At 48.4% G+C, this 25,917-nt stretch carries 23 protein-coding genes; 12 read left to right on the top strand and 11 right to left on the bottom strand.

Features of this window, described 5'->3' with window-relative positions; all coding sequences use genetic code 11:
- Window positions 1–15: 15 nt before the first annotated feature.
- The 5 genes from ACN0VA_RS05335 to ACN0VA_RS05315 are packed head-to-tail and all read right to left on the bottom strand — an operon-like array spanning window position 16 to window position 4,757.
- Complete coding sequence (locus ACN0VA_RS05335; RefSeq protein WP_417820146.1) at window positions 16–984, bottom strand: MlaD family protein; 969 nt, start codon at window positions 982–984, stop codon at window positions 16–18.
- A complete protein-coding gene (locus ACN0VA_RS05330) occupies window positions 971–1,810 on the bottom strand; it encodes an ABC transporter ATP-binding protein (RefSeq protein ID WP_417820145.1) in 840 nt (279 codons plus the stop codon). The genes ACN0VA_RS05335 and ACN0VA_RS05330 overlap by 14 nt, the downstream gene beginning before the upstream one ends.
- On the bottom strand, window positions 1,807–2,625 hold the full coding sequence (locus tag ACN0VA_RS05325) for an MlaE family ABC transporter permease (RefSeq protein WP_417820144.1): 819 nt from the start codon (window positions 2,623–2,625) through the stop codon (window positions 1,807–1,809). The genes ACN0VA_RS05330 and ACN0VA_RS05325 overlap by 4 nt, the downstream gene beginning before the upstream one ends.
- 27 nt (window positions 2,626–2,652) lie before the next feature.
- The gene (locus tag ACN0VA_RS05320) at window positions 2,653–2,988 is read right to left on the bottom strand and encodes an STAS domain-containing protein (protein ID WP_417820143.1); all 336 of its coding nucleotides are present in this window, start codon (window positions 2,986–2,988) and stop codon (window positions 2,653–2,655) included.
- The gene (locus tag ACN0VA_RS05315) at window positions 2,985–4,757 is read right to left on the bottom strand and encodes an ATP-binding SpoIIE family protein phosphatase (RefSeq protein WP_417820142.1); all 1,773 of its coding nucleotides are present in this window, start codon (window positions 4,755–4,757) and stop codon (window positions 2,985–2,987) included. The genes ACN0VA_RS05320 and ACN0VA_RS05315 overlap by 4 nt, the downstream gene beginning before the upstream one ends.
- Window positions 4,758–4,960: 203 nt before the next feature.
- Here ACN0VA_RS05315 and ACN0VA_RS05310 point away from each other — a divergent pair, with 203 nt between their 5' ends.
- A complete protein-coding gene (locus tag ACN0VA_RS05310; protein ID WP_417820141.1) occupies window positions 4,961–6,799 on the top strand; it encodes a GGDEF domain-containing protein in 1,839 nt (612 codons plus the stop codon).
- An 82-nt stretch (window positions 6,800–6,881) separates the two neighbouring features.
- The gene (gene pap, locus ACN0VA_RS05305; RefSeq protein WP_417820140.1) at window positions 6,882–8,420 is read left to right on the top strand and encodes a polyphosphate:AMP phosphotransferase; all 1,539 of its coding nucleotides are present in this window, start codon (window positions 6,882–6,884) and stop codon (window positions 8,418–8,420) included.
- 16 nt (window positions 8,421–8,436) lie between these two features.
- Here pap and ACN0VA_RS05300 read toward each other — a convergent pair whose 3' ends face one another.
- Window positions 8,437–8,697, bottom strand: coding sequence for a 4a-hydroxytetrahydrobiopterin dehydratase (locus ACN0VA_RS05300; protein ID WP_417820139.1), 261 nt, complete (start codon window positions 8,695–8,697; stop codon window positions 8,437–8,439).
- Window positions 8,698–8,816: 119 nt separating this feature from the next.
- On the opposite strand from ACN0VA_RS05300, the gene ACN0VA_RS05295 reads away from it, so the two are divergent.
- Window positions 8,817–11,240: an AAA family ATPase gene (locus tag ACN0VA_RS05295; RefSeq protein ID WP_417820138.1), complete on the top strand. Its 2,424-nt coding sequence runs from the start codon at window positions 8,817–8,819 to the stop codon at window positions 11,238–11,240.
- A 1-nt stretch (window position 11,241) separates the two neighbouring features.
- Here ACN0VA_RS05295 and ACN0VA_RS05290 read toward each other — a convergent pair whose 3' ends face one another.
- Entirely contained in the window at window positions 11,242–11,751 is a 510-nt protein-coding gene (locus ACN0VA_RS05290; protein ID WP_188663183.1) for an SH3 domain-containing protein, read from the bottom strand.
- 156 nt (window positions 11,752–11,907) lie between these two features.
- Here ACN0VA_RS05290 and ACN0VA_RS05285 point away from each other — a divergent pair, with 156 nt between their 5' ends.
- Window positions 11,908–12,894, top strand: a complete 987-nt coding sequence (locus ACN0VA_RS05285) for a 2-hydroxyacid dehydrogenase (RefSeq protein ID WP_417820137.1) — start codon at window positions 11,908–11,910, stop codon at window positions 12,892–12,894.
- A gap of 68 nt (window positions 12,895–12,962) precedes the next feature.
- Here ACN0VA_RS05285 and ACN0VA_RS05280 read toward each other — a convergent pair whose 3' ends face one another.
- A complete protein-coding gene (locus ACN0VA_RS05280; RefSeq protein WP_417820136.1) occupies window positions 12,963–13,523 on the bottom strand; it encodes a gamma-glutamylcyclotransferase in 561 nt (186 codons plus the stop codon).
- Window positions 13,524–13,692: 169 nt separating this feature from the next.
- Here ACN0VA_RS05280 and ACN0VA_RS05275 point away from each other — a divergent pair, with 169 nt between their 5' ends.
- From ACN0VA_RS05275 to ACN0VA_RS05240, 8 genes are all read left to right on the top strand, one after another.
- Window positions 13,693–15,651: an acetoacetate--CoA ligase gene (locus tag ACN0VA_RS05275; protein WP_417820135.1), complete on the top strand. Its 1,959-nt coding sequence runs from the start codon at window positions 13,693–13,695 to the stop codon at window positions 15,649–15,651.
- A gap of 152 nt (window positions 15,652–15,803) precedes the next feature.
- Window positions 15,804–16,946, top strand: a complete 1,143-nt coding sequence (locus ACN0VA_RS05270; RefSeq protein ID WP_417820134.1) for an HD domain-containing phosphohydrolase — start codon at window positions 15,804–15,806, stop codon at window positions 16,944–16,946.
- 103 nt (window positions 16,947–17,049) lie between these two features.
- On the top strand, window positions 17,050–17,817 hold the full coding sequence (purC, locus tag ACN0VA_RS05265; protein WP_188663193.1) for a phosphoribosylaminoimidazolesuccinocarboxamide synthase: 768 nt from the start codon (window positions 17,050–17,052) through the stop codon (window positions 17,815–17,817).
- Between the two features lie 65 nt (window positions 17,818–17,882).
- Window positions 17,883–18,122, top strand: coding sequence for a phosphoribosylformylglycinamidine synthase subunit PurS (purS, locus tag ACN0VA_RS05260; RefSeq protein WP_188663195.1), 240 nt, complete (start codon window positions 17,883–17,885; stop codon window positions 18,120–18,122).
- Between the two features lie 64 nt (window positions 18,123–18,186).
- Window positions 18,187–18,876: a phosphoribosylformylglycinamidine synthase subunit PurQ gene (purQ, locus tag ACN0VA_RS05255; protein ID WP_188663197.1), complete on the top strand. Its 690-nt coding sequence runs from the start codon at window positions 18,187–18,189 to the stop codon at window positions 18,874–18,876.
- Complete coding sequence (purL, locus tag ACN0VA_RS05250) at window positions 18,873–21,065, top strand: phosphoribosylformylglycinamidine synthase subunit PurL (protein ID WP_417820133.1); 2,193 nt, start codon at window positions 18,873–18,875, stop codon at window positions 21,063–21,065. Before purQ ends, purL begins: the two co-directional genes overlap by 4 nt.
- A gap of 142 nt (window positions 21,066–21,207) precedes the next feature.
- A complete protein-coding gene (locus ACN0VA_RS05245; protein WP_417820131.1) occupies window positions 21,208–21,429 on the top strand; it encodes a hypothetical protein in 222 nt (73 codons plus the stop codon).
- Window positions 21,430–21,585: 156 nt separating this feature from the next.
- On the top strand, window positions 21,586–23,838 hold the full coding sequence (locus tag ACN0VA_RS05240; protein WP_417820130.1) for an ATP-binding protein: 2,253 nt from the start codon (window positions 21,586–21,588) through the stop codon (window positions 23,836–23,838).
- Here the strand turns inward: ACN0VA_RS05240 and ACN0VA_RS05235 are convergent.
- From ACN0VA_RS05235 to ACN0VA_RS05225, 3 genes are all read right to left on the bottom strand, one after another.
- Window positions 23,835–24,800, bottom strand: coding sequence for a glucosaminidase domain-containing protein (locus tag ACN0VA_RS05235; protein ID WP_417820129.1), 966 nt, complete (start codon window positions 24,798–24,800; stop codon window positions 23,835–23,837). The genes ACN0VA_RS05240 and ACN0VA_RS05235 overlap by 4 nt on opposite strands.
- Before the next feature lie 182 nt (window positions 24,801–24,982).
- Window positions 24,983–25,216 (bottom strand): DUF1150 family protein, encoded by a 234-nt coding sequence (locus ACN0VA_RS05230; protein ID WP_417820128.1) that lies wholly within the window; start codon window positions 25,214–25,216, stop codon window positions 24,983–24,985.
- 167 nt (window positions 25,217–25,383) lie between these two features.
- Window positions 25,384–25,848: an Hsp20 family protein gene (locus ACN0VA_RS05225; RefSeq protein ID WP_417820127.1), complete on the bottom strand. Its 465-nt coding sequence runs from the start codon at window positions 25,846–25,848 to the stop codon at window positions 25,384–25,386.
- Window positions 25,849–25,917: the final 69 nt, after the last annotated feature.

Raw genomic sequence — 25,917 nt, 5'->3', positions numbered from 1 at the left:
CTTCTCCCCTGCCTTTTATTCTGCCCGGTCTTTGGGCGGTGTGCCCCCAAGCAATAACCCCGGATTTTGTCGGATATGACGGCTGAATTCATACATATTGCGGCTGGTGCCTTCAAGGTTCTGTGAAATCGTATCGATATGGCGGGCCAGTGTTTCCATAACAAAGCGTAAATCGGCAATAGTTTTTTCCATTTCCGGTTTGCCATTGGTCACCATGTTATCCATATTGGTCATCATATGATCGGCTTTTTGCAATGATGATCCGATTTGCCCCAGTTCGGTGATGGTCTGGTTGATCTTTTCGCGATTGGATGCGGATAATATTTGGGTGAGTTCGTTCCCAGAACTGTTGAGATCCTGACTGAAACTGGTCAGGTTTTCCGCGATTTCAGGGGTGCGTGTTCCGATTTGATCAAGAATACCTTTTAACTGTTTTGCCATGTCATTGCCGTCTTCGGCCAGCAAGATTGCGGCACTGTTGACGGCAGTGTTTAAATTCAGCAACAGAGGGCGGACATCGCTTTCCATCAGGGAACTGATTTGTTCCGCAAGCGAGGACATGGCGGCAAAAAGATCGGCATTTTCAACACCGCTGATATTGTCCCCGGGCTTAAGCGGTATTTTGCTGGTGCCAGCACGAATATTGATGGTCAGGGCGGAGAGCAAACCGGCTGAGGATACAGCGGCAATACTGTCATCCGGGATATCCCAACCTTCAGCAATGCTCATTTCAATTTTAAACCGCATCCGCCCGTTGTGCTTTTCGGGAATGATTTGTTCGATCTGTCCCACCGGATAACCTTCATAGACGACTTGCGTGCCAAATTTCAGGCCCTGAACTTTTCCATAATAGGTATAATAGGTATCGACCGCCCCCGTGCGACCACTTAAAAGGGCGACGGCAATGATCAATGACACAATACAGGCGATGACAAAACTGCCAACGATCATATAGTTCATCTTGGCGTTTTTAAGGGCGCTCATGTTGTCTGTCCTCTCCGGTTAGGCGACGAAGATAGGCGTCGGGATCGAGTTCTTCTTCCTCAATACGTCGATTAAGCAGGTTTTGAATGCGGGTATTGTCGGAATTTTTCATTTTTTCCGGTGTATCAATCATCAAAATATTACCGTGATCCAGCATGGTAATACGATCGGCAATGCGAAAGGCGCTGTCCAGTTCATGGGTGACGACGACGATGGACATCCCCATTGCATCGCGCAGACGCAGGATTAATTCATCCAGTTGGGCGGCAACGACCGGGTCAAGCCCTGCGCTGGGTTCATCAAAAAACAACAATTTTGGGTCCATGATAATGGCGCGGGCAACGGCGGCGCGTTTCAGCATCCCGCCGGAAAGTTCGCTGGGGGTTAAATCTTCAAAACCTGCCAGATCGACCACTTCCAATTTCATACGCGCCATGATGTCCATCGTGAATTCATCCAGATCGGTATGTTCACGCAACGGCAGTTTGATGTTTTCACCAACAGTCATGGAACTGAATAAAGCGCCGCCTTGAAAGGCCACACCGATTTTTTTGCGCAAGGCATATGTGTCTTTGAGACCCAGATCGGCGATGTTGTTCCCCAGAAGTTTCATGGTGCCGGATGTGGCGTGTTCCAGACTCATTAAATGGCGCAACAAGGTGGACTTGCCGGAACCCGATCCACCCATAATGACCATAATCTCGCCTTCGCGTACATCCATTGAAATCCCCTTTAGGATCATGCGTTCGCCGTAATGGGTGACAAGGTCTTCAACCTCGATGACTTTGGGGCGGGCGAGTAGTTCTGTTTCTGTCGGTTTTGTCATCGTGTCACCATGAAGGCAAACAGCATATCGGTCAAAACGATGGCTGAAATGGATTGAACAACCGCGCGGGTAGTGACTTTACCGACCCCTTCGGCCCCGCCGCGGACCCCGGCACCATTGGCGACCCCGATGACGGCGATCAAGATGGCAAACAGGACGCTTTTTCCCAGTCCGTGCATGACATCATCGACTCGCAGCCATTCAAAGACCTGATCCCAATAAGCGGCAAGGCTGACGCCCAAATCAAGGGAGACATAGATCCCGGCCCCCAATAATCCGATCACATCGGAAAAGAACGTCAGGCAAGGTACCATGATCACCATAGCCAGCAATGCAGGCGCGACAAGAAAACGCACAGGATTAATTCCCATAACGGAAAGGGCATCGACTTCCTGATTGATGTTCATAATTCCGATGCGCGCGGCCAGTGCCGAACCAGATCGGCCTGCCACCAGAATTCCCGTAATCAGGGGGGCAAATTCCCGTACGACGGAAAACGCAATGCCGATGGTGACATGGCTTTCGGCCCCGAAAATCCGCATGGTGTAGATACCCTGAATGGCCAGCATCATACCAACCGTTATCCCCAGCATTGCAACAATCGGAATGGCGCGGATGCCGGTTTCCATCATTTGTGCGAACAAGGATTGCAGGCGGACAGGTTGCCCCATAGATTTCCCCATGAAGGCCCAATAGAGGCTTTCCCAGATCAAAGAGGCGCAATAGCCAATTTCGGACACACCGACCATGGTGGTCCGTCCGACATTTTCTATTTTTTTTGCAACCGGGCTTTGTTCAGCCTCTTGTTCGCTCATGTTCATTATCCCCGAAAAGACGACCCTCTAGCTGCTGAGTGAACTCACAGCTTCGTCAATTGTTGTGTGTATTGTAAAGACTTTGTCCAGTCGTGCCAATTGTAGAACGCGCATAGCGCTGTCTGAAATTGCAGCGAGGATAAAGCCGGAGTTGTTGCGCCGACTGGTTTGATAGGCTTCGACCAGACTGGCGATACCGGAACTGTCGATATAAGCAACACCGCTCATGCCGACAACGACGGATTTGCCGACATTGACGTGCGCCAATAAACTTTTGCGCAAAGTGGGCGAGGTTTCCAGATCCACTTCGCCGTCCAGTTCGAAAATGACAATGTCGTTTATTTCTCTTGTCTCTATATTCATTGTTTGGATGTGCCCTTTTTGTTTACATCTATATTTTTAACTAATCTCAACAAGTTACCCTCACCTTGGGTGGGGCGTAAATACTGGACATCGTCCATAACTTCCTGAATCAGATGAGTGCCCAGACCGCCGGGGCGAATATCTTCCAAATCACGGGGCTTGATAAAACCAGGGGGAAGCATAGGTGCGAAATCACGCAGACGAAAGACCAATCTGCCGGGGCGTTGACGCACAGTGAGTTCAATTTCTTCATCGCTGGGACCACCATAAGCATGACGGATCACATTCTGGCAGGCTTCATCGACGGCTAAAACAATATCGGTTGTGTCCGTTTCGTCACAACCGACTTTTTGACAGGATTCACGGACACAGGCGCGGGCCAGTTTCATCCAGCCGGGGCGCGCGGGGAATTTGAAATCAATCAACCAGTCCCCGTCTTTTTCCGCGCTATGGTCTGTTTCGTTTTGTCCGACCTTGGTTTCGCTTTCATTTACCGGACGCAAGGCATCGGTCAGGGCCAGAACGGTCACGTCATCACGCAGGGCGCTGGGGTCAGGGGAAACGGCTTCGACAAGTCGGTCCAGTTGGGTCGTTAAACTTTCATGGGCGTGTTGTCGCAAAATTTGTTGCACGCCTTCTGCTTCCAAGGGATGACCAGTCAGGGTGTAGCCTTCGGTCAATCCATCGGTATAAATATAAAGCGATCCGCCTTGCGGGAAGACTTGAACCTCATCATAAGCACCATCTTCACCGGGTAAGGGCGGGACAATCCCCAAAGGCGGACCATCGGCACCGTAGGTTTTGAACGTATTGTTTTGAAATAACAGGACGGGTTCGTGACCGGCATTGGCCAGACGGATTAAACCTTCGCAACCCGGGCGGGGATCATAAATACCGGCAACCATCGTGACGAACATGCCATGTGTCGCTGTTTCGCAAAGTTCGGCATTGATGCGGCCTAACAGTTTGCCGGGGTCGCGAACCGTTTTGCCCAAACATCGAAACAGGGACGCTGTTTTCGACATTAAAAGCGCAGCGTTGACCCCTTTGCCAGAGACATCGCCCAGTCCAAAATAAATACGACCGTCAGGCAGTTTGAAATAATCAAAGAAATCACCGGAAACCCCACGTGCAGGCTTGTTGATACCGAAAATAGTATCGCCTGCTTCGTGGGCATCGGGGAGAAAACGGCGCTGAATTTCAGCAGCAAGTTCCAGTTCGCGTTTCACCCGTTCCTGTTCGACCAAGGCGCGTGCCATGCGGGCGTTGATAACGGCAAGGGCGGCAGATGAGGCGAGGGTTTCCAAGACTTTCAGGTCTGTTTCATCGAACAGCTCGTCGGCTTTTTTCTTATTGACCAGTTCAATCGCGCCAACGCAGCGGTCTTTGACGCTGAGAGGCGCGCAGAGGATGGATTTGGTTGTGAAACCGGTTTGATCATCGACCGCCCCATAAAAATCGGGGTCGTTTTTAACATCGCGCACCAAGGCACCTTGGTTGCTGGCAACGGATTTTCCAACGATCCCTTGACCATATTCCAGTTTTAATCCGGTGATTTCCGTTGCACCGTAACAGGCGACACAGGTGATGATTTGAGTGGCTTCGTCCATAAGAAAGACCGCCCCACCTTCTGCATTCATATAATCGGTAATTTCACACAGGGCATTGCGCAGGGTTTCGTCAACATTCAGTGTGTTGGCGAATTGAGCGGTCATATTGGCCAGCAGGCTGACCTGTCTGTCGATGCTAAAAGCTATCGATTCGTTCAACTTCGTTTCCATGTGCATACTATGACCGGATTATTTGTAAACGCAAAGGATAAGTTTAAAGCCTTTATGCACGTAAAGTCCGAGTCTCGTGATTGTTCTGTTTCAGATTTATTATAGTCCTGTGACAACGCAGGTTGGGCAATTGACCTTGGCTTCTAGATCGCTTTCTTTGCAGGTATAGAAGAAGGCTTAACGAGGCTCCCTTGGATTTTACAAATAACCATAAACTAGAACCGCTGATGTTTGATTTTGACGATATTGCCCCGATGGGGCATGAAGATCCTACCTTTGAGGCAAAGGCATATTTGGAACTTGCAAAAAGCGAGATTGATTACGCTTTTCAACCGATCGTGGACATTAATAATGGGACCGTTTTTGGTTATGAGGCCTTGTTGCGCGGGCATGAGAAACTGGGTGTTTCCAGCATTTTTGAAGTTTTTGACCGCGCAGAAGAACTGAAGATCCTGCATCGTTTCGATATGATGATGCGCTCCCTTGCGATTACGAAATATGCCGCTTTGCCACGCTCCAGTCGCACCAAGTTGTTCTATAATCTGGATAACCGTATTATCGCGTCACCTGATTATTTTCGCGGAGGAACCAAGGCGTTATTGCGTGAAGTCGGTTTGCCGCCGTCTGCCCTTTGTCTGGAAATATCGGAACGTCACGAAGTGTCCATGAAACAGGCGGCACAAAACCTCGCCCTTTATTATGATGAAGACTACAGTACGGCGATTGATGATTTTGGGGCGGGTTATTCAGGACTGAAACTGCTGCATGAACATCAGCCGGATTTTATCAAAATCGATCGATCCTTTATCAGCGGTATTGAAAAAGATAAAAAATGTAAATTGATGGTCGCAACCATCGTGGATTTGGCCCATGTTCTCGGCATTTTTGTCATTGCTGAAGGTGTGGAAAACGAAGCCGAATTGGTTATTTGCAAGGAAATCGGCTGTGATTTGGTGCAAGGCTATTATGTGGAAAGGCCGCAAACGGAAATCGGTTCTTTAAAGCTGCAATATACCGATCTTGTCCATGTCGGGCGGCGAAAATCCCAAGAAAAAGAGAATGATACACAGATCATTTATGAACAGATCGAGTACCGCCCGCCTTTGAAGGTGACGGATACAATGGATACGGTCTTTGAAGCCTTTCGCCGCAATAAGGAGATGACCTTCTTCCCTGTGGTGGATGAAATTGGCAGTCCGTTGGGCGTGATCCGGGAACATATGTTGAAGGAATATGCCTATTCACCGTTTGGCAAGGATTTGATTGCGAACCGCGGAACCGGGTTGACGTTACGCAAATTTATCAGTCCGTGTCCGATGGCGGACATTCAGTCCGGGACACAGACGATTTTGGAAAATTTCAGTCTGTCGGAAAGCCCCGACGGGATTATTTTGGTAAAAGAATTCAGCTACCTCGGCTTTCTATCGGCAGGTTCTTTATTGCGTGTAATTAATGAAAAGAACTTGGCGCAGGCCCGCGACAGCAGCCCGCTGACAAAATTGCCGGGAAATTCGTCCATCGCCAATTTTGTGACACAAGCCTGTAGTGATCAAAATAGCGAAAGCGTTCTGGTCTATCTGGATTTGGATAATTTCAAGGCGTTTAATGATGCCTATGGGTTCCGTCAAGGTGACCGGGCCATCATGTTGTTTGCAGAATTGATGCGCAAAAAATTCGAACGTGATGACGTGTTCCTTGGTCATGTTGGCGGCGATGATTTCTTTATCGGAGTTGAACAATCCTACACAGGGGATGTGGACCGGGAAGTGGCCGACCTGTTGACCAATTTTGCCAGTGATGTGGAAAGTTTCTATGACGCAGAAGCCCGTGAACAAGGTTATTTGGAAGGCAAAGACCGTCATGGAGAAGTCCGGCGTTTCCCCTTAATGAGTTGCAGTGCGGCCGTTGTGCATTTAACCGCTGGAAGAGAAGAAAACACCCCCAGTTTCGAAAATCTGGATGTTGTTCTGGCAAAATTGAAGAAAGAAGCAAAAGGCAACGAAAGCCATATTGCATTTTATCGTTTCTAGCCTATTCAATCATTTGCGCATGTATGTCCAATCCGTTACTCTTTTTTCGTGAATAGGGAATTGTGAGGCAACGGAGGGGCATATGTTTGAAACGGCTGAATTGGGACGTTCGATCCCGAAGAAGGAATTTGAAGAACAAGTTGAAAGTTTACGGACTGAATTGTTGGCGATCCAGCAGGATTTACGTAAATACGACTTTCCCGTCATTATTGTCATGGCCGGTGTAGATGGCGCAGGCAAAGGGGCAACCGTTAATCTGTTAAACGAATGGATGGATTCGCGCTGGATCGATAACAATGCCTATGTCCGCCATAGCGATGAAGAGTCGGAACGTCCGCGTTATTGGCGTTACTGGCGCGATTTACCGGAAAAAGGCAAGATCGGCATTTTCCTCAGTTCTTGGTACAGTTCGCCGTTTCTGGATCATGTGTATGACAAAATCGGAAAAGCTGAATACGACGAAAGACTGGATCGGATTAAAGCCTTTGAAAAAACATTGGCTGATGATGGCGCATTGATTTTGAAATTCTGGATGCATTTGGGCAAAGATGCACAGAAAAAGCGCCTTAAGAAATTGGAAAAAAACGAACTTCAGGCGTGGCGGGTAAATGAAAGCGATTGGGAACACTGGCGCATGTACGATAAATTCATCGACAGTGCCGAACGTTTGATCATGCGGACATCCAAAGGCCATGCGCCTTGGTCAATTGTCGAAGGCGCAGACATCCGTTATGGGTCATTAACGGTTGCGCAGCAAATTCGCGATGCCATTGTGCGCCATGCCGCGCAGCGAATTTCACAAAAAGAAGCTTTGGTTCAACTCGCGAAAAAAAATCAGGGAACAAAAAAGGCGCCTGAGAAAAAAATCAACAAGGATGCCCCTGTTGAAACCTTGCCTTATCCAACAGTCCTCAGCCGTCTGGATATGTCTTTGACTGTCGAAAAAGAGGCCTATAAGACGGAACTTAAATCCCTGCAGGGCCGCCTCAGTCAACTGGCGCGCCAGGCCATCGAACGCGGCGTATCGACCATTCTGGTGTTTGAAGGTTCGGATGCGGCAGGCAAAGGCGGTAATATTCGTCGGATCACATCGGCACTGGATGCACGCAGTTACAAGGTATTGCCCTTTGCTGCGCCCAATGATGAAGAACGGGCGCACCATTATCTGTGGCGGTTCTGGCGCCATATGTCGCGTGCCGGTCGTCTGACGATATTTGATCGTTCATGGTATGGCCGAGTCCTGGTCGAACGTTGCGAAGGGTTTGCGCGCGAGGATGAATGGCGTCGTGCCTACGGCGAAATTGTCGATTTTGAAGACCAGATCGTTGATCACGGCACCGTTTTGTTGAAATTCTGGATTCATATTGACCCGGACGAACAACTCGCCCGTTTCAAGGCGCGAGAGGTCACGCCGTGGAAGCAATGGAAGCTAACGGATGAAGATTGGCGTAACCGGGAAAAATGGGCACAATATGAGGAAGCGGTGAATGATCTGGTTGAAAAAACCAGTACGTCGAATGCGCCGTGGACTTTGGTGGAAGGCAATGACAAAAAATATGCCCGTCTCAAGGTCTTGCGCACAGTTTGCGATGCGCTGGAAGCACGCTTAAAAGATAAATAGAATATCTGTGGACGGGCTAGTTAACCAGCCCGTCCATAAATTTTGCCAATTCAATATCTTTTTTGCTGACCCCGTCGCTATCATGGGTGGTGAGTGTCACCTCAACCCGGTTATAGACGTTGAACCATTCCGGGTGATGGTTCATTTTTTCAGCCTTCAGGGCAACTTGGGTCATAAAGGCAAAGGCTTTCATAAAATCATCAAATTGAAAACAGCGTGAAATGGCGTCCCGTCCGTCAACGTATTGCCAGTTCTTAAGTTCGGAAATATCTTGCATTGTTATCGGCCTCCTTGGTGTTTTTTTATATGGGGTTTGTTTTGCGTCTTTGCAAAAAAAGAGTACTATAATTACATAAAAACAAGCCGTTGCGGCTGAATTTAAACAAAAGGGGATGCATGATGAAAGCACTGAAACGTCAGGACCTTTATCGGGTCTGCGACCCTTCTTTGTTTGATTTCAAAACAACGGATGAGTTGGACGACCTTGATCATTTTGTGGGGCAGGATCGTGCCTTGCAAGCGGCCAAATTCGCCTTTGGGATGAAAGGGCGTGGCTACAATCTGTTTGCCTTTGGTCCGCACGGAACAGGGAAAAGTTCATTGGTGCGCCGTTTGTTGAACGAGCGTGTCAAGAATATGTCGGTGCCGCAGGACTGGGTGTATGTCAATAATTTTGATGCGCCCCATAAACCGCATGCGCTGTCCTTTGATGCAGGAAAAGCCCGCGTATTTGCCGATGCGATGACGCAATTGGTGGATGATTTGAAAGCCACGATCCCTCAAGCGTTTGAAAAAGATGAATATCGTCAACGTCGCGATGCTTTGGAAGCGAAGTTCAAGGAAATTCAGGATAAGGCCTTTGGTGATTTCCAAGAACGGGCTGAGGCACAGAACGTTGGTTTGTTGCGCACCCCGACCGGATTTGCCTTGGTTCCTTTAAAGGACGGTACAATTCTTAAACCCGATGAATTCAAGGCCTTAAGCGAGGAAGAACAAGAAAAACATAAGCAGGCGATTGATACCTTTCAGGAAGAACTGGAGCAAATCGTCGAAGAATTGCCGCGTATGGAAAAAGAGTATCGTGTGAGTGTGCGTGATTTAAATCGCGAGGTTACGCAATTTGCCGTGCGTCATCAGATTATGGAATTGCGCAAAAACTTTTGTGATCACGACGGTGTACAGTCTTATTTGGATGCGGTGGAAGGCGACGTCATCGAAAATGCGGATGATTTCCTGCCCGAAGAACAAGCCCCGCAAGCCCCGGCCATGACGGCAATAATGGGCGGCGGGCAACGAGATTTTCGCCGCTATGAGGTCAATGTCATTGTGGATTATGCGGCTTGTGATGAAAAAGGCTGCCGCGTGGTGGAAGGTGCCCCGATTATAGAAGAAGACCACCCGACCTTGCCCAATATGGTCGGACGGGTGGAAACGGTTTCTATGTATGGCACGGCGATGACCGATTTTACCTTGATCAAGGCCGGTGCGCTGCATAAAGCCAATGGGGGATATTTGATTGTCGATGCCCATAAAATTCTGACCCAGCCTTTTGCGTGGGAAGCTTTGAAACGTATTCTCCATACTGGACGTATCCGTATCGAGTCGGCGGCTGAAAGTTATGGCGTTGGTCCAGCCATGATGCTGGAACCGGAACCGATTCCACTGGATATAAAGGTCGTGATGATCGGGGATGCGCAAGTTTACTATCTGCTGAACCATCTGGATCCCGATTTTCATGAACTGTTCAAGGTGGCTGCTGATTTTGACGATCAAATGGAACGCAATGATAACAGCATGAAAACCTATGCCCAGTTGTTGGGGACATATGTCCGTCAGGAAGGACTTGCCCCGTTGGATGCAAGCGGTGTCGCCCGGATTGTTGAACAAGGGTCGCGTTTTTGTGAAGATGCTGAACGCTTAACCACCCATATGGCAAGTATTGTCGATCTGGTTCGTGAGGCGGATTACTGGATGCGTGAAGACGGGGCCAAGGTTATTTCACGCAGGCATGTAGAACGGGCCATTGATGCGAAAGTTTATCGGTCCGATCGTATTCGGGAACGGATTCTGGATGAAATTCATCGCGGCACCATTCATATCGACACGGATGGCGAAGTGGTTGGACAAATCAACGGTCTCGCTGTTTTGCAGTTGGATCATTTTATGTTCGGCAGGCCGTCGCGTATTTCCTGCACCGTGCGTATGGGACGTGGGGAGATTGTGAATATCGAACGCGAAGTTGCCTTGTCCGGCCCCCTGCATTCCAAAGGGGTTTTGATCCTGACCTCTTTCCTTGCGCAACGTTTTGCCAAAGACCGGCCACTCAGTTTGACGGCGAATATCGTGTTTGAACAATCCTATTCCAATATTGACGGTGACAGCGCCTCATCGACGGAGCTTTATAGCCTGTTGTCTGCCTTGGCCGATGTGCCGATTCGTCAATCTTTGGCTGTGACCGGATCGGTTGATCAATATGGTCATGTGCAGGCGATCGGTGGCGTGAATGAAAAGATCGAAGGATTTTTCGATGTGTGCATGGCGCGGGGATTAAATGGCAAACAAGGGGTTTTGATCCCGCAAGATAACGTGAAACATTTAATGTTGCGCGCCGATGTGGTCGATGCCTGCGACCGGGGGGACTTCCATATTTATCCGGTGGAAACCATTGATCAGGGGATCGAACTTTTGACCGGAATAAAGGCAGGTGAGATGGATGAAAATGGTCAATACCCAATCGGCACAATTAACCGGTTGGCGGCCGTTCGGTTAAAAACCTTTAGCCGCCGCTGGTTTGAAATGGCGCGTATCGGTGCCAATTGAGTTATTTGAGGCTTTCTTCGGAATAAACACCCCAGAATTCGGCTTTGCGCAACCAGCCTTCATAGCCATCCGCATCGATTTTGCACCAGGTTGTGCCTTGCGGACATTCCAGCAAGCGTGCGATGACGCCTTCTTCCAGTCGGGCTGAAGGTGAGGCTGATGTTTTGGGTTCGCGCCGTAAGGTGCGTAAATCCCCCATCACAATGACGCTGCGTTTGCCCGATAGCATCCCCTGATGGACCCAGCCTTGTGTGCCTTGCCAATCGCGAATTTTGCGCCATGTGTCATATTCAGCAACCACTTCAACAGGAAGGTTGCGTTTTTTATAGACCCATTCCACGGGATAGCGCACACCCGGTCCGGCGCGTAAATTCACCTCGCCTGCGCGCAATGTCACAAAGCGGGGAAGGGGAAGCCCTGAGCCGCTTCTCGCCTGCGCAACCGCAGAAGAAACGCCCAATACGATGAGGCTTATCAGCAGAATTGAAGTCATTAGTTTTTTGCTGTTCATGGTAAAAACGTTCTTTTGTCGAAAAAAAGGTGAAAAAGTTACGAGTCCACTGTACCAATGAAATAGTTGACGTATTATAAACGTTCTTGAAAAAAATTGCCGTGGCCCTTAAAAATTGAGGGCAAATTAGAAAAAAGTTCCCAGGGGAAGGAAACCATGGTTCAAAAAAAACCCGTTGTTATCGTAACACGTAAATTACCGGATGCCGTCGAAACACGCATGATGGAGCTGTTTGACGCCCGTCTGAACGTGGACGATACACCGATGAGCAAGTCAGAATTGATCGAAGCGGTGAAAGAAGCCGATATCCTTGTTCCCACCCTGACGGATCGAATCGATGCTTCCGTTTTGGCCCAATCGGGTCCGAATCTGCGCTTGATTGCAAACTTCGGGACAGGGATCGATCATATCGATCTGAAATCCGCCCGCCAACGCGGCATTACTGTTTCCAATACGCCCGGTGTTTTGACGGAAGATACCGCCGATATGACGATGGCGCTGATTTTGGCTGTGCCGCGCCGTATTGTGGAAGGTGTGCAACTGATTGACGGTGACGAATGGGAAGGTTGGGCCCCGACCTCCATGCTGGGGCACCGGATCAATGGTAAACGTCTCGGCATTGTCGGGATGGGTCGGATCGGTCAGGCCGTGGCCCGCCGTGCGCAAGCCTTTGGCATGTCCATTCATTATCACAACCAACACCGCGTTCACCCGGATCTGGAAAACGAATTACAAGCGACCTATTGGGAAAGCCTTGATCAGATGCTGGCCCGTATGGATGTCATCTCCGTCAACTGCCCGCACACACCGGCAACCTATCACCTGCTGTCGGCCCGCCGTTTGAAGCTGATGCAAAAACATGCTTACATCATCAATACCGCGCGTGGCGAAGTGCTTGATGAACCGGCCTTGATCCGCATGCTGGAAAAAGGGGATCTGGCAGGGGCTGGCTTGGATGTGTTTGAGAATGAACCGGCGATCAATCCAAAACTGCGCAAGATGAAAAATGTGGTTCTCCTGCCGCATATGGGCTCTGCCACTATCGAAGGACGTTTGGATATGGGCGAAAAAGTTATCATCAATATGAAAACATTTATTGATGGTCATACACCGCCGGACCGTGTGATCGATGCGTTCTATTGATCTCTATAAAATTTGATACCAGAAAAAGCCCTCTTCTATTATGAAGGGGGCTTTTTTTGTCATGAGGGTTAAATCCCTGCGCCAGCTTCGATAATACCGGTGAGATATTCGACTTTTTTCAAAAGTTCATGCAGATGAGGGTCGGCATAGCCGTTGGCCTCAAGCTCGCGCACGCTGTTGATCAAATAGTCGCGATTTAAGCCGGTCTTGCCTTCGGCACACATGATGACCTCGGCGGCTTTATCTAGTCCCAGATCCCCGGCATAAAGCGCATGTGTCGGGTCGGCGACGAAGGTATAAGCCTCAATTTCTGTACCGCAATCAAGCAAGACGGGTAAAGTTGCCGCTTGATAGGCATATCCGCAAAGCTCGCGTTCGGTCAGATAGGCGACAACGGCGTCTTTTTGTTCAAGGCTGATGCGAAAAGCAACGCCGCGACAATCGGCGTCTTTTTGCGGGTCCAGTCCTAAAACAAGTCCGGGGCGCGCTGGTGTTCCACGATAATAATGGGAATAGACGCAAAAAGACCGGTTGTAACCGTGTAGGGTAGCGGGTTCCGCTTTTTCAAATGAAAAGCCCGGTCGCCACATCAGTGATCCATAGCCGAAAACCCAAAAATCTTTCTGCATGTTATATGTCCCCTTTCCCTCGGTCTTAAAGAGCGTGGAATGAAAAGGCAAGGTTAGAAAATGGTTTCGGAAGAAATCAAATATAATAATTTTACACTTCTTCAATTTCTGTCGGCGTATTTTCTGGTAACATACGCCCAAAATTTGATTTAACAGAGAGACTTTTACAATGAATGCCTGCCTTTGGACCCCGTCTGCGGATCGTATCGATGCCTCAAACCTGAAAGCTTTTATGCAGCATGTAAATGAGAATTGGTCCGTTGATCTTCAAGATTACGATAGTTTACATACCTTTTCGATTAACGAGCGGGAGAAATTCTGGACAAGCATTCGGGATTTCGCCGGACTCAAAGCCCAAACTTGGGGTGAGCGGGTTCTTGTAGATGGCGACAAGATGCCGGGGGCGCAGTTCTTCCCGGACGCAAAGATCAATTTTGCTGAGAACCTGTTGCGCAAAAATGATGGGTCTGAAGCACTGGTGTTCTGGGGCGAAGATAAGGTCAAGCGGTCCTTAAGCTGGCAAAGCCTGAATGAAGAAGTGTCCGTCTTTGCGCAAGCTTTGCGACATATGGGTGTGAAAAAAGGTGATCGTGTTTGCGCCTTTATGCCCAATATGCCGGAAACTATTGTTGCCATGTTGGCGGTGACTTCCATTGGGGCAACCTGGTCGTCCACGTCGCCGGATTTCGGTGTGAACGGCGTTTTGGATCGTTTCGGTCAAATTGAACCGACGGTTCTGGTTGCGGTTGAAAGTTATTACTACAACGGTAAATCACATGATTGTCTGTCAAAAGTTCAGGAAATCGTTGATCAACTCCCAACATTGGAACGCTGTGTTATCGTCCCTTATACGCGGGAAAATCCGGATATTTCAGACGTTGATAAAGCCGTTCTTCTGGATGATTTTGTGGCTGAATTCGATCCGAAAGAAATCGAATTTGAATATGTCGATTTCAATCACCCGCTCTACATTATGTTTTCATCCGGCACGACAGGGAAACCGAAATGTATTGTGCATGGAACGGGCGGAACCTTGCTGAAACAGGTCAGCGAACATCTGCTGAATTGTGATAATGGGGATGGGTCGCGTGTTTTCTATTTCACCACATGCGGTTGGATGATGTGGAACTGGTTGGTAGCGGGCTTGGCGGCCGGATCGACTTTGCTGCTGTATGATGGGTCACCGTTTTATCCGAATGGCAATATTTTGTTTGATTTTGCCGATGCTGAAAAAATGACCATGTTTGGCACATCTGCAAAATATATCGATGCCTTGAATAAAGCGGATTTGAAGCCCAAAGAAACCCACGATCTTTCCAGTGTGCTGTCCATGACGTCGACAGGCTCGCCTTTGGTGGCGGAAAGTTTTGATTATGTTTATGACGCAATCAAGGACGATTTGCATTTGGCTTCCATTTCCGGGGGAACCGATATTTTAGGATGTTTCGTTCTGGGCAACCCGATTGCCCCTGTGTATCGCGGTGAAATTCAATGTCGGGCGTTAGGCATGGCGGTTGAAACGTTTGATGATGATGGCAAGCCGATCACAGGTGATAAAGGCGAGCTGGTCTGTACCAAAGCGTTCCCATCTATGCCGGTTGGCTTTTGGAACGACCCGGATAATGCGCGCTACAAAGCCGCTTATTTTGAAAAATATGACAACATCTGGTGCCACGGTGATTTTGTTTCGATTGATAAGGAAACGGGCGGGATTGTGATTTATGGTCGATCTGATGCAACATTGAACCCGGGTGGCGTTCGTATTGGGACGGCAGAAATTTATCGACAAGTTGAAGCCTTGCCTGAAATTCAGGAAAGTATCGTGATCGGGCAAGACTGGAAGGGGGATGTGCGGGTTATCCTGTTTGTCGTTATGAAAGGGGATAACGTTTTAACTGAGGACTTAATCGCAACGATCAAGTCCAAGGTGAAAACCGGCTGTACTCCGCGACATGTCCCGGCCAAAGTGATCCCGGTGAAAGATATTCCGCGTACGAAATCCGGTAAAATTACGGAACTGGCTGTACGTGATGTCGTTCATGGACGGGAGGTCAAAAATAAAACGGCATTGGCCAATCCGGAAGCGCTTGACCTTTATATGAACATTGCACAATTGCAGGAAGAGTAATGGAATTTGCACCACGCCTTTAAAATCTTTTTATGAATGTTAACTTCAGGTTTTGCTTTCTTGTTGAAAAAATCTTTTTTCTGATTCAAATGTAGAAGAGAAAACCTATATACTAATATTCAATAAATGGAACTTAGGGGCGTGGTGCGCATATGGACATGTCAACTCAGGAAGGCGCGGGAATTGCAAAAAGCAATAAGACCGATATCTTTCTTATTTCAGGCAATGCCAAGCATCTGCATGATGTGAGCGAGGCGCTGAAGTCCTTTTATATTGTGCATACTTTCCAGGATGTTCACGAAATTTCAGAAGCTCTGCACGCCTTTCATCCGACCGCGATTATTGTTGATGAGGAATTGGCATCCGGTCACGGTGGGTTGCGTTTTATCCAAGGTTTGCGCGCTGTAAAAAACTTAAGTCTGATCCCGGTTGTCTTTACGGCCCGTAAAGGGGCGCTGGAACAAATCAAGGCCAGCAAGACGATGCCTTTGGTGCGTACTTTGGTGAAACCTTATTTGTTTAGCGCGTTGTTGAAGGCCATTTCCGATCAAGTGAATGCGCATGTCGAGTCGCAGTGGGAAACCTTGCAGCCTGTGCAAAAAGCAGCCTTGGAAAATACGTTGTCGTCTTTTAATTCGGTTGCAGATTTGATCGCAGAAGGAAAACCCTTACCCTATAATGACATTCAAGATAGTTGTACTCCTTTGGTTACGGCCATTCAAAGCGGTAGCTATAAGGAGTTATTGGCCGGGGTGAAGGGGCATGATAACTATTCTTATGTCCATTCTTTACGTGTGGCGACCTTTTTGACCCTGTTTGGTGATTTTTTAGGGATCAAAGGGGACGATATGAAGATTTTGGCGACCGGAGGTGTGTTGCATGATGTGGGGAAAATGATGATCCCGCATCAGGTGCTCAATAAACCGGGCAAATTGAATGATGATGAATTGGTCGTCATGCGCTCTCATGTGACGGAAACCATCAGTTTTTTGGAAAATACCCACGGCATTCCCCGCGGTGTTGCGATTATAGCAGGCCAGCACCATGAAAAGATTGATGGAACGGGCTATCCCTATGGTCTGAAAGGGAAAGAACTGAATGAACTGGCCCGCATGGCATGCATTATCGATATTTTCAGTGCCTTGACAGATCGGCGCTGTTACAAGGACCCCATGACCCCGGTTGAAGCCATGAAGATCATGGAAGGCATGGGGGATGGTCATCTGGATCGCCATTTCCTGACCTCTTTCAAAGAGCTTCTGCTAGATGCGGCAAGCGAAGGCGATTTGCATTAAAATAACCTTAAGATAATTTGAAATTGCCGTCTTCTACCATTGCCCCACGCGTAGAGTCCTGCTATAGGAAGGCCACATTTTCCATAAAGCAGGATTGATTGCCATGGCACGTCGTCGCCAGATTTATGAAGGCAAGGCGAAGGTACTTTTTGAAGGACCGGAACCGGGGACCATCGTTCAGTATTTCAAGGATGATGCGACTGCGTTTAACGCAGAAAAAAAAGGCACCATCACAGGTAAGGGCGTGTTGAACAACCGCATTACCGAATATGTCTTTACCAAACTCGCCGATCTTGGCATTCCCACCCATTTCATTCGCCGCTTGAATATGCGCGAACAGCTGGTGCGCCAGTGTGAGATTGTGCCGTTGGAAGTTGTCGTGCGCAACATCGCAACCGGATCATTGACCAAACGTCTGGGTATTCAGGAAGGCACGCGCCTGCCGCGCTCCATCGTTGAATATTATTACAAGGACGATGCGCTGGGTGACCCGCTTGTGTCAGAAGAGCACATCACCGCATTTGGTTGGGCCAACCCGATGGAACTTGATGAAATGACAGGCATGGCCTTGCGCATCAATGATTTCCTATCCGGCATGTTTGCCGCAATCGGTATTCAGCTCGTTGATTTTAAAGTCGAGTTTGGCCGTATCTACGAACAGGATCAGGTTCGCCTGATTTTGGCGGATGAATTCAGCCCGGACAACTGCCGTCTGTGGGATGCCGAAACAGGCGAGAAGATGGATAAAGACCGTTTCCGTCAGGATCTTGGCGGGGTGGGCGAGGCCTATCAGGAAGTGGCGCGCCGCCTTGGGATCGAGCCGGAAGGCGATGGACCGGGCGACCATAAAGGCCCGGATACCGTTCAATAATTTACCCAAGGGTTTCGCACCGATCGTGCGGGACCCTTCTTTCGTTCAGATGAAGGAAAAGCACAGTGAAAGCTAAAGTCCACGTGACCCTTAAAAATGGCGTACTCGATCCGCAAGGAAAAGCGGTTGAGCATGCACTTGGTACCCTCGGTTTTGCCGGTGTTGGCGAAGTTCGTATCGGTAAATATATCGAACTGGAACTGACCGATGCGGCAGAAAAGTCCAAAGAAAATATCGAAAACATGTGTAAGCAACTGCTGGCAAACACAGTGATCGAAAACTTTGACGTTGAAATCGTCGAGTAAGAGACTGACGTCACCCGCAACAGGTTGCGGGACCGAGTGACAATGAAGGGAAAGGGGTCTTTCAATGAAAGCCGCCGTAATCGTTTTTCCGGGTTCAAACTGTGACCGTGATATGATGGTCGGGATTGAACATTCCTTGGGCCGCAAGCCCGAGATGGTCTGGCATAAAGAAACAGAATTGCCGGACGTTGATTTTATCGCTGTACCGGGCGGGTTCTCCTATGGGGATTATCTGCGTTGTGGCGCGATGTCCGCCCACTCACCGATCATGCGCGAAGTGGTGAAAAAAGCCAATCAGGGCGTACGCGTTCTGGGCGTGTGCAACGGTTTCCAAATCTTGACCGAAGCCGGCCTTTTGCCGGGTGTTCTGATGCGTAACGCCAAGCTGCGTTTCATCTGTAAAGATGTCCACCTGAAAGTGGAAAACGCCGAAACGGAATTTACCAATAAATACAGTGCTGGTCAGGCAATCCGTGTCCCTGTGGCCCATCACGATGGCAATTTCTTTGCCGATGATGAAACATTGGCGGCCCTTGAAGGTAACGGTCAAGTTGCGTTCCGTTACTGTGATGCGGCGGGCAATGTAACCGATGAAGCCAACATCAATGGATCGCGAAACAATATCGCGGGTATTTTGAACGAAAAGAAAAACGTGCTCGGTATGATGCCGCACCCGGAACGCCTGTGTGATACACAGTTGGGCGGGACAGACGGCAAGCCGATGTTTGATGCACTTGTGGAGGCGCTGTCATGAGCGAGATCACACCGGAAATCGTAGCTGAACACGGCCTGTCTGCGGACGAATGGAAGCTCTGCCTTGAGATCATGGGGCGTGAGCCGAACCTGAACGAGTTGGGCATTTTCTCCGTCATGTGGTCGGAGCATTGTTCCTATAAGTCCTCTAAAAAATGGCTAAAAACCTTACCGACCGAAGCGCCGTGGGTCATTTGCGGGCCGGGTGAAAACGCCGGTATCATTGATATCGGTGATAATCAGGCCATTATTTTCAAAATGGAATCGCATAACCACCCATCCTATATCGAACCCTATCAGGGTGCGGCAACCGGGATCGGCGGTATTTTGCGCGATGTTTTCACAATGGGTGCGCGTCCCATTTGTAACCTGAATGCGCTGCGTTTTGGTGAACCTGACCATGAAAAAACCCGTCACCTTGTGTCCGGTGTGGTCGAAGGGATCGGTGGGTATGGCAACTGCGTTGGCGTACCGACAGTTGCTGGCGAATGTGAATTCCACAAATCCTATAACGGTAACAACCTTGTTAATGCGATGGCTGTTGGTTTGGCGGATGCGGATAACATCTTCTATTCGGCGGCTGCAGGTGTGGGCAATCCGGTTGTCTATTTCGGTTCCAAAACAGGCCGTGACGGTATTCACGGTGCGACAATGGCGTCCGCTGAATTTACTGAAGACAGCGAAGAAAAACGTCCTACCGTACAGGTCGGTGATCCGTTTACCGAAAAACTGTTGATCGAAGCGACACTGGAATTGATGAAGACAGGTTCTATCGTTGCCATTCAGGATATGGGTGCGGCAGGTCTGACATCTTCATCTTTTGAAATGGCGTCGAAAGGCGGCGTGGGCGTGGAACTGGAACTTGATCAGGTTCCCATGCGCGAAGAAGGCATGACCCCGTACGAACTGATGCTTTCAGAATCACAGGAACGTATGCTGGTGATCCTGAAACCGGGTATGGAAGATGTTGCCAAGGCCGTGATGGACAAATGGGACCTTGAATTTGCTGTGATTGGTAAGTTGACCGATACAGGCAACATGGTTCTGAAATGGAATGGTGAAGTCGTTGGCGACCTGCCGATTGACCCGTTGGCACTGGCGTCCCCTGAATATGACCGTCCGTGGGTGAAAACCGAACGTCCCGCAGAAGTTAAGGCCGCTGATGTGGAAAGCAATGTGGGCCGCATTGACGCGCTGAAAACCTTGATTTCCCATCCCAACATGGCGTCCAAACGCTGGATTTGGGAACAGTACGACCATATGGTTATGGGCGATACCGTGGGCCGTCCGGGTGGGGATAGCGCGCTTGTCCGTGTACATGGCACCAACAAAGGTGTTGCGGTCACATCCGATTGTACGCCGCGTTATTGTTATCAGGACCCGTTCGAAGGCGGCAAACAGATTGTTGCGGAAACCTATCGTAACATCACGGCTGTGGGCGCTGTGCCGATGGCGGTGACCGATAACCTGAACTTCGGCAACCCGGAACGCCCGGAAATCATGGGCCAGATCGTCGGTTGTATTGAAGGGATCGGTGAAGCTTGCCGTACGTTGAACTATCCGATCGTGTCCGGTAACGTCTCTTTGTATAACGAAACCAACGGCACGGGCATTTTGCCGACCCCGACTTTGGGGGCTGTCGGTTTGATCCAGAATATCGATGATGCGGCAAGCGTTGCCTTCAAAAAAGAAGGTCAGGCGATTGTAGTTCTGGGTGAAACAACCGGCTGGTTGGGTGCATCGCGTTATCTGGAAGTTCTGTGTGGTCGTGAAGAAGGCGCACCGCCGCCGGTCGATCTGGATCAAGAACTGAAAACAGGTAACTTCGTTCGCGAACAAATTCTGGCAGGTGTTGAAACATGCCACGATATTTCAGACGGTGGTCTGGCGGTTGCACTGGCGGAAATGGCAATGGCTGGCAACATCGGTTGCAGCGTTGACATCCCGGCAAACGTGGATCAGGCCTATGCATGGCTGTTTGGTGAGGATCAAGGCCGCTACATCGTTACAATCGATGCCGATAAAGCGGGTGAGTTTGTGATCAAAGCAGGCGAAGCCGGCGTGGTTGCCAATATCATCGGTCAAACCGGTGGATCAGACGTGGTTCTGGGTGGTGAAAAAGTCAGTGTTGCTGAACTGAAAGACCTGCACGAAAGCTGGATGCCGGATTATATGGCTGCTGGCGAATAAGCTGGTTTTAACTGATACCTAAAGAAAAAAGGTCTCTGCTTTGTTGGCAGGGACCTTTTTTCTTGAAATCATTTCAACATCTCTTGCCGCCCGATGGAAAACACCATAAGCTTTTCAAGCAATTAAAACGGGATATTTAATCATGTTTATTACCATAGAGACGCAAGAAAAGAAGTATATGTTGAATGCGCTGGATATTAGTTATATCGAACCGGTGCAGACGGCGGTGTTTACCGGGGTGCGGGTGTTTATGCGCACGAAAAAGCCGGGCAGTGATTATCCGATTACATTTGAAGCCAAGGGCACCTTGGAAGAGATCACCGAGCAATTGGAAATTGCGGCAGATCGCCATCGTTTTGGCTAAGTCTACGGATTATGCGTTATTTATAAGCGAAAAAACTTTGTTTATTACGGACAAGTGCCATACTCTCAAAGAAGGTTGTAACGAACGTGATACCCAACCACACATTGGGCCTTTTTCTGGAAAGGTACCTGCCCTGATCGGAAAGCAGCTGAATTTATGAGTTTAAGCAACAAAAAAATCTTTGCGTTTATTACGGCCTGTATTTTCATCGCGGATGCTTTATTTGTTGCGATTAACTATTATAACGATCGTGACAATTTAGAAGACGATCTGCGAAATGAAAGCAAGCAGTATCAAACCGGTTTTGATGTTGCCTTGACGATGACGATGGTCAATATGTCGCAATTGGCAACCTACGTGGCCCATGACCCCCGCATTCAAAAAATATTTGCCTTGGCTGCCGAGAGTTTTCATCGTGAAGAAGGCCAATCTGACAAAGCAATGAGTGAGAAATGGCGCGCCGCCCTTTATGAACAGGTGGCGAGCAGCTGGGCAGAAATGAAGAAGCAATTTTATGTGCGCCAATTGCATTTTCATGTGCCGCCCGATATCAGCCTGTTGCGGGTTCATCGTCCCGAAAAATGGGGAGATGACCTGTCACCGTTTCGCTATATGATCGTTGATGTGATGAAAGATCAAAAACCGACACAGGGGTTTGAACTGGGCCGTGTCTATGCGGGAGTTCGCGGGGCTGTTCCGGTTTATGGACCGTCGAGGTTTGATGAACAAGGGGCCTTTATCGGTGTTTTGGAGGCCGGAACGTCTTTTGCCGAGATTATCGGGATGTTGCAACGTCAAATCGGTGCGGATATTGCGGTTTTGCTGAATGGCAAGCGTGTTTCCAGCGTCAAATGGAAAACAGGTACAGGCGGGAGGCACGCTGAAACGTGCGCTTGTTTTATTGAAGCGACTTCCAGTAACCGAGTGTCTGATATACTGGATCAAATTGCCCCGAAGTTATTACCCCCGGGTGATCCGTTTAAATTGCGGACCGATATCGTCATACTGGATGACGAACGTTATATGCTGACCCGTTTTGGATTGCGCGATTATATCGGGATACGCGATCAGCATGACGAACCGGTGGGTGACATTTTAATGTGGTCAAAGGTCGAACATAAATTCGATACGCTTTATAAAAACACGCAAACCAATATTGTTTACGGCTTTTTCGGGTTTTTGTTTATCGAGGTGCTGATTTTCTTTGGCTTGCGTTCTGTTCAAGTCCACCTAAAAGAACAAGTCAAACGCCAAGCGGGTGAAATTACGATTCTTCTGGAAAAAACATTGGCGGCAAGTCGGGCCAAAAGTGAATTTCTCGCCAATATCAGTCACGAACTGAGAACACCGATGATGGGGATCAAAGGTGGGCTGGAGCTGTTGAAAAATGACAGTTCATTGGGTCAGGAAGGGCGGCAAAATTTACAATTTTTGGATAACTCCGCCAATGCGATGATGTCGTTGGTGGATGACGTTCTGGACCTGTCCAAGATTGAAGCCGGGAAAATGCATATTCATGCCATACCGGTTCAACCCTATGTACAATGTCGCGATATATGTGATGTGTTTCGGGCCAGTGCAAAGGGAAAAGGCCTTGTTTTGCACTTTACGTCCGATGTTCAGGAAAATGATTGGTATATGCTGGATGGCTTACGATTCCGGCAAGTTCTCTCGAACCTGATCAATAATGCAATTAAATTCACGGAAAAAGGTTCGGTTGAAGTCCGCTTAGAGCTTCAAAAAGGTGATGTGTACAATCGCCTGAATGTGCAAGTTATAGATACCGGAATTGGACTGTCGGAAGAACAACTGAAACGGATATTTGAACGTTTTACCCAAGCGGATGGTTCGACAACGAAAAAATATGGTGGCAGTGGTCTCGGGTTGGCAATTTCACAAGAGTTGGTGACTCTTTTAGGCGGTGAACTTACGGTTCAAAGTGAGCTGGAAAAAGGAAGCTGTTTTGCCTTTTCGCTTCCCGTAACATCCTGCGAACAACCGAACGCACCAGTTAATGAAAGGTCCGACTTACCGCCTCTGCATATTTTGTTGGCAGAAGATAATCTGATAAATCAGAAAGTTCTGGTCGCGATGTTAACGCAGCATAATCATCAAGTCGATCTCGCCGAAAATGGCAAAGTTGCCGTGCAACATGCGCAAAAACAGCAATATGACGTTATTTTAATGGATGTTCATATGCCGATCATGGATGGGGTTGCGGCAACACAATGTATTCGGGAAAATGAAGGCAATAATCAGGACAGCTTAATCATCGCCTTCACAGCAGATGCCATTGATGAACATGCAAAAGAGTTTATCCAAAAGGGGTTTGACGATGTCATCGTCAAACCGGTCAAATATGACGTTCTGGAAAGCAAGATTAAGAATGCTTTGAATAAGCGGAACTAATTCTTTAACTTGGCATTTTGGATAACAAGCGGCTGGTCCAAACGGGTCAGTTTGTTGTGATCAATCACAAGGTGCAGCTCCTCAATATAGGCGTGTTGACGTTCGGAATAAGAAAGAAGGCCTTGGGCCAGTTTTCGACCATTTAACGGCTGATTATTTTTGCGCATTTTTGCACGCATTGTCCTAAAATCCTGATAGGCGGCATGCGTGTTTAAATTCAACATATAAGAGGCGACACTGTCATATACGGTATCGAACGCTTCGACTTTGACGCCGTGGTCCGGCTCCAAGCCCGCTGGCTGCAAACCATGTTCCAAGGATGTGGTATGTTCACCGAAAAGGGCGTTTCCTTGTGCGGCAAAACGTGATGTCCCCCAACCGCTTTCAAGGGCGGCCTGTGCAAGGGCGAGTGAGGCAGGAATTTCATCAATGCGCATCAGGAGATTTTCAAAAGTTGCTTCACCACCATAGCTTTGCGCTAATGTTTCAAGCTTGTCTTGTACATCTTGGGGATAAGGGGGCGTTCCCTTTGTTTTTGCCTGAAGCGCGATTAAGTGGCGACGTTCTTCAAGCAAGGTTGCATTAACGGCTTGGATCGGTAACAAGACGAAACCCAGAAATGTTTTTTTACGTTCCTCAGTCTCTTTAATCTCTGCAAAATCGCCCGGAACTTGTTTGGGTAAGAAGGCGGGCGGGGTATGTTCTGCCGCTAAAACATGGTCAATGTCGGTGTCGGCGCTTTCGTAAAGTGCTTGGATATCTTTATAGCTTGGCGTCGAAATTTCTATGACATGATCAGCAGGTGTGTTTCCCCGATTCACAAGGGGACTGTTCAAGACAAGTGCGTGACGTGTCCCGGTATGGCTATTGTTGGCAATATCACAGGAAGAAATAAGTAAGGATAGGCCAATAACGGCGAATATGATGTTTCTGTTTTTCTTATTTAAGAAAATGGAATTCATAATAAAAATGTTTACTCCTTGCTGTGGGCAATGTTTTTATTATGAATTTATTGGTGTGTTTGTCTGTGATACGCTTCACATACTATTTTTATGCTATTATTTTCAATAAGATAACTCTTCAATATTCACCCTGAAAAGCCCTTATCCCGAAAAAGGAAAGGGCTTTTTTAAAGGGGTAGGGTTCAATGAACGCTGAGAGCGTGCATGTCATATTGAAAGGCGGTTGCAAATGCGATATCGCGACTATCCAGATGACCAAGATGTTCGCCTGTTCCGCTGTAGATGGAATAACCGGGCATTCCTTCCAGTGTTTCGGCAACAACATAGGCCAGACGATCATGTTCAAAAGCTTTTCGGGCTTCTGATATATCATATGAGATCAGCGCGTGTTCCTCGCTAAAAATATAGTTTGTCATGGCGGCCTCCATTTCTAATTCGACACCATGCGGTCATTATTATTCAGCCTGCCGACGCGACCTTCTGCGCTGTGGCACTGGCACGTTTACATATACAGTATAACAAAAACCGAAAGTTTAGGGGAAATTCTTAAGTATTAACTCTAAATTAGAATTAATTAAAAAATTTAGTCCGGCTTAACGTCGATGGTTTTGGTGTTGGTTGGGATGGCCTTTTTTTCCATATCTTCAATCGGGATCTGACGGATTTGACTTTCCGGTATCGGCAGCACCAAATCAATATGCAGAAGGCCTTTTTCCAGTTTGGCAGATTTGACCTCAACGCCTTCAGCCAGAACAAAGCTGCGTTGGAATTGGCGTGCGGCGATCCCACGATGAATGAAAATCCGGTCACTGTCATCCTGAGTGTTTTTTGCCCGGACCATCAATTGATTGTCTTCGATGGTGACCGATAAGTCATCCATAGAAAACCCGGCAACGGCCAAAGATATACGCAAGCTGTTTTGCGCGATCTGTTCAATATTGTACGGGGGGTAGCCTTCGGCACTGGATTTCGATACGCGATCTAGAACCTGTTCGAAATGATCGAACCCTAACAAAAGAGGACTGTTAAATACGGACAGTCGAGGCATGTCAGTATCTCCTTTTAAAAAAGCGAGAGCAATATAAGCTTTCAGCCCTCTTGGAGGCACTGAAAAGCT

The organism is Terasakiella sp., from assembly GCF_048267425.1.
Classification (GTDB): domain Bacteria; phylum Pseudomonadota; class Alphaproteobacteria; order Rhodospirillales; family Terasakiellaceae; genus Terasakiella.
The sequence above is the reverse complement of the archived record's forward strand: the minus strand, read 5'-3'. Positions and strand labels throughout refer to the sequence as shown.

Bases quoted from the DNA above. Each gene is read 5' to 3' on its own strand.
- ACN0VA_RS05280 (WP_417820136.1), bottom strand. From the start codon at position 13,523: ATGCAGAAAGATTTTTGGGTTTTCGGCTATGGATCACTGATGTGGCGA.
- ACN0VA_RS05275 (WP_417820135.1), top strand. From the start codon at position 13,693: ATGAATGCCTGCCTTTGGACCCCGTCTGCGGATCGTATCGATGCCTCA.
- purC (WP_188663193.1), top strand. From the start codon at position 17,050: ATGGCACGTCGTCGCCAGATTTATGAAGGCAAGGCGAAGGTACTTTTT.
- pap (WP_417820140.1), top strand. From the start codon at position 6,882: ATGTTTGAAACGGCTGAATTGGGACGTTCGATCCCGAAGAAGGAATTT.
- purL (WP_417820133.1), top strand. From the start codon at position 18,873: ATGAGCGAGATCACACCGGAAATCGTAGCTGAACACGGCCTGTCTGCG.
- ACN0VA_RS05335 (WP_417820146.1), bottom strand. From the start codon at position 984: ATGAGCGCCCTTAAAAACGCCAAGATGAACTATATGATCGTTGGCAGT.
- ACN0VA_RS05325 (WP_417820144.1), bottom strand. From the start codon at position 2,625: ATGAGCGAACAAGAGGCTGAACAAAGCCCGGTTGCAAAAAAAATAGAA.
- ACN0VA_RS05240 (WP_417820130.1), top strand. From the start codon at position 21,586: ATGAGTTTAAGCAACAAAAAAATCTTTGCGTTTATTACGGCCTGTATT.
- ACN0VA_RS05235 (WP_417820129.1), bottom strand. From the start codon at position 24,800: ATGAATTCCATTTTCTTAAATAAGAAAAACAGAAACATCATATTCGCC.
- ACN0VA_RS05300 (WP_417820139.1), bottom strand. From the start codon at position 8,697: ATGCAAGATATTTCCGAACTTAAGAACTGGCAATACGTTGACGGACGG.
- ACN0VA_RS05230 (WP_417820128.1), bottom strand. From the start codon at position 25,216: ATGACAAACTATATTTTTAGCGAGGAACACGCGCTGATCTCATATGAT.
- ACN0VA_RS05295 (WP_417820138.1), top strand. From the start codon at position 8,817: ATGATGAAAGCACTGAAACGTCAGGACCTTTATCGGGTCTGCGACCCT.
- ACN0VA_RS05330 (WP_417820145.1), bottom strand. From the start codon at position 1,810: ATGACAAAACCGACAGAAACAGAACTACTCGCCCGCCCCAAAGTCATC.
- ACN0VA_RS05225 (WP_417820127.1), bottom strand. From the start codon at position 25,848: ATGCCTCGACTGTCCGTATTTAACAGTCCTCTTTTGTTAGGGTTCGAT.
- ACN0VA_RS05285 (WP_417820137.1), top strand. From the start codon at position 11,908: ATGGTTCAAAAAAAACCCGTTGTTATCGTAACACGTAAATTACCGGAT.
- ACN0VA_RS05290 (WP_188663183.1), bottom strand. From the start codon at position 11,751: ATGAACAGCAAAAAACTAATGACTTCAATTCTGCTGATAAGCCTCATC.
- ACN0VA_RS05245 (WP_417820131.1), top strand. From the start codon at position 21,208: ATGTTTATTACCATAGAGACGCAAGAAAAGAAGTATATGTTGAATGCG.
- ACN0VA_RS05320 (WP_417820143.1), bottom strand. From the start codon at position 2,988: ATGAATATAGAGACAAGAGAAATAAACGACATTGTCATTTTCGAACTG.
- purQ (WP_188663197.1), top strand. From the start codon at position 18,187: ATGAAAGCCGCCGTAATCGTTTTTCCGGGTTCAAACTGTGACCGTGAT.
- ACN0VA_RS05270 (WP_417820134.1), top strand. From the start codon at position 15,804: ATGGACATGTCAACTCAGGAAGGCGCGGGAATTGCAAAAAGCAATAAG.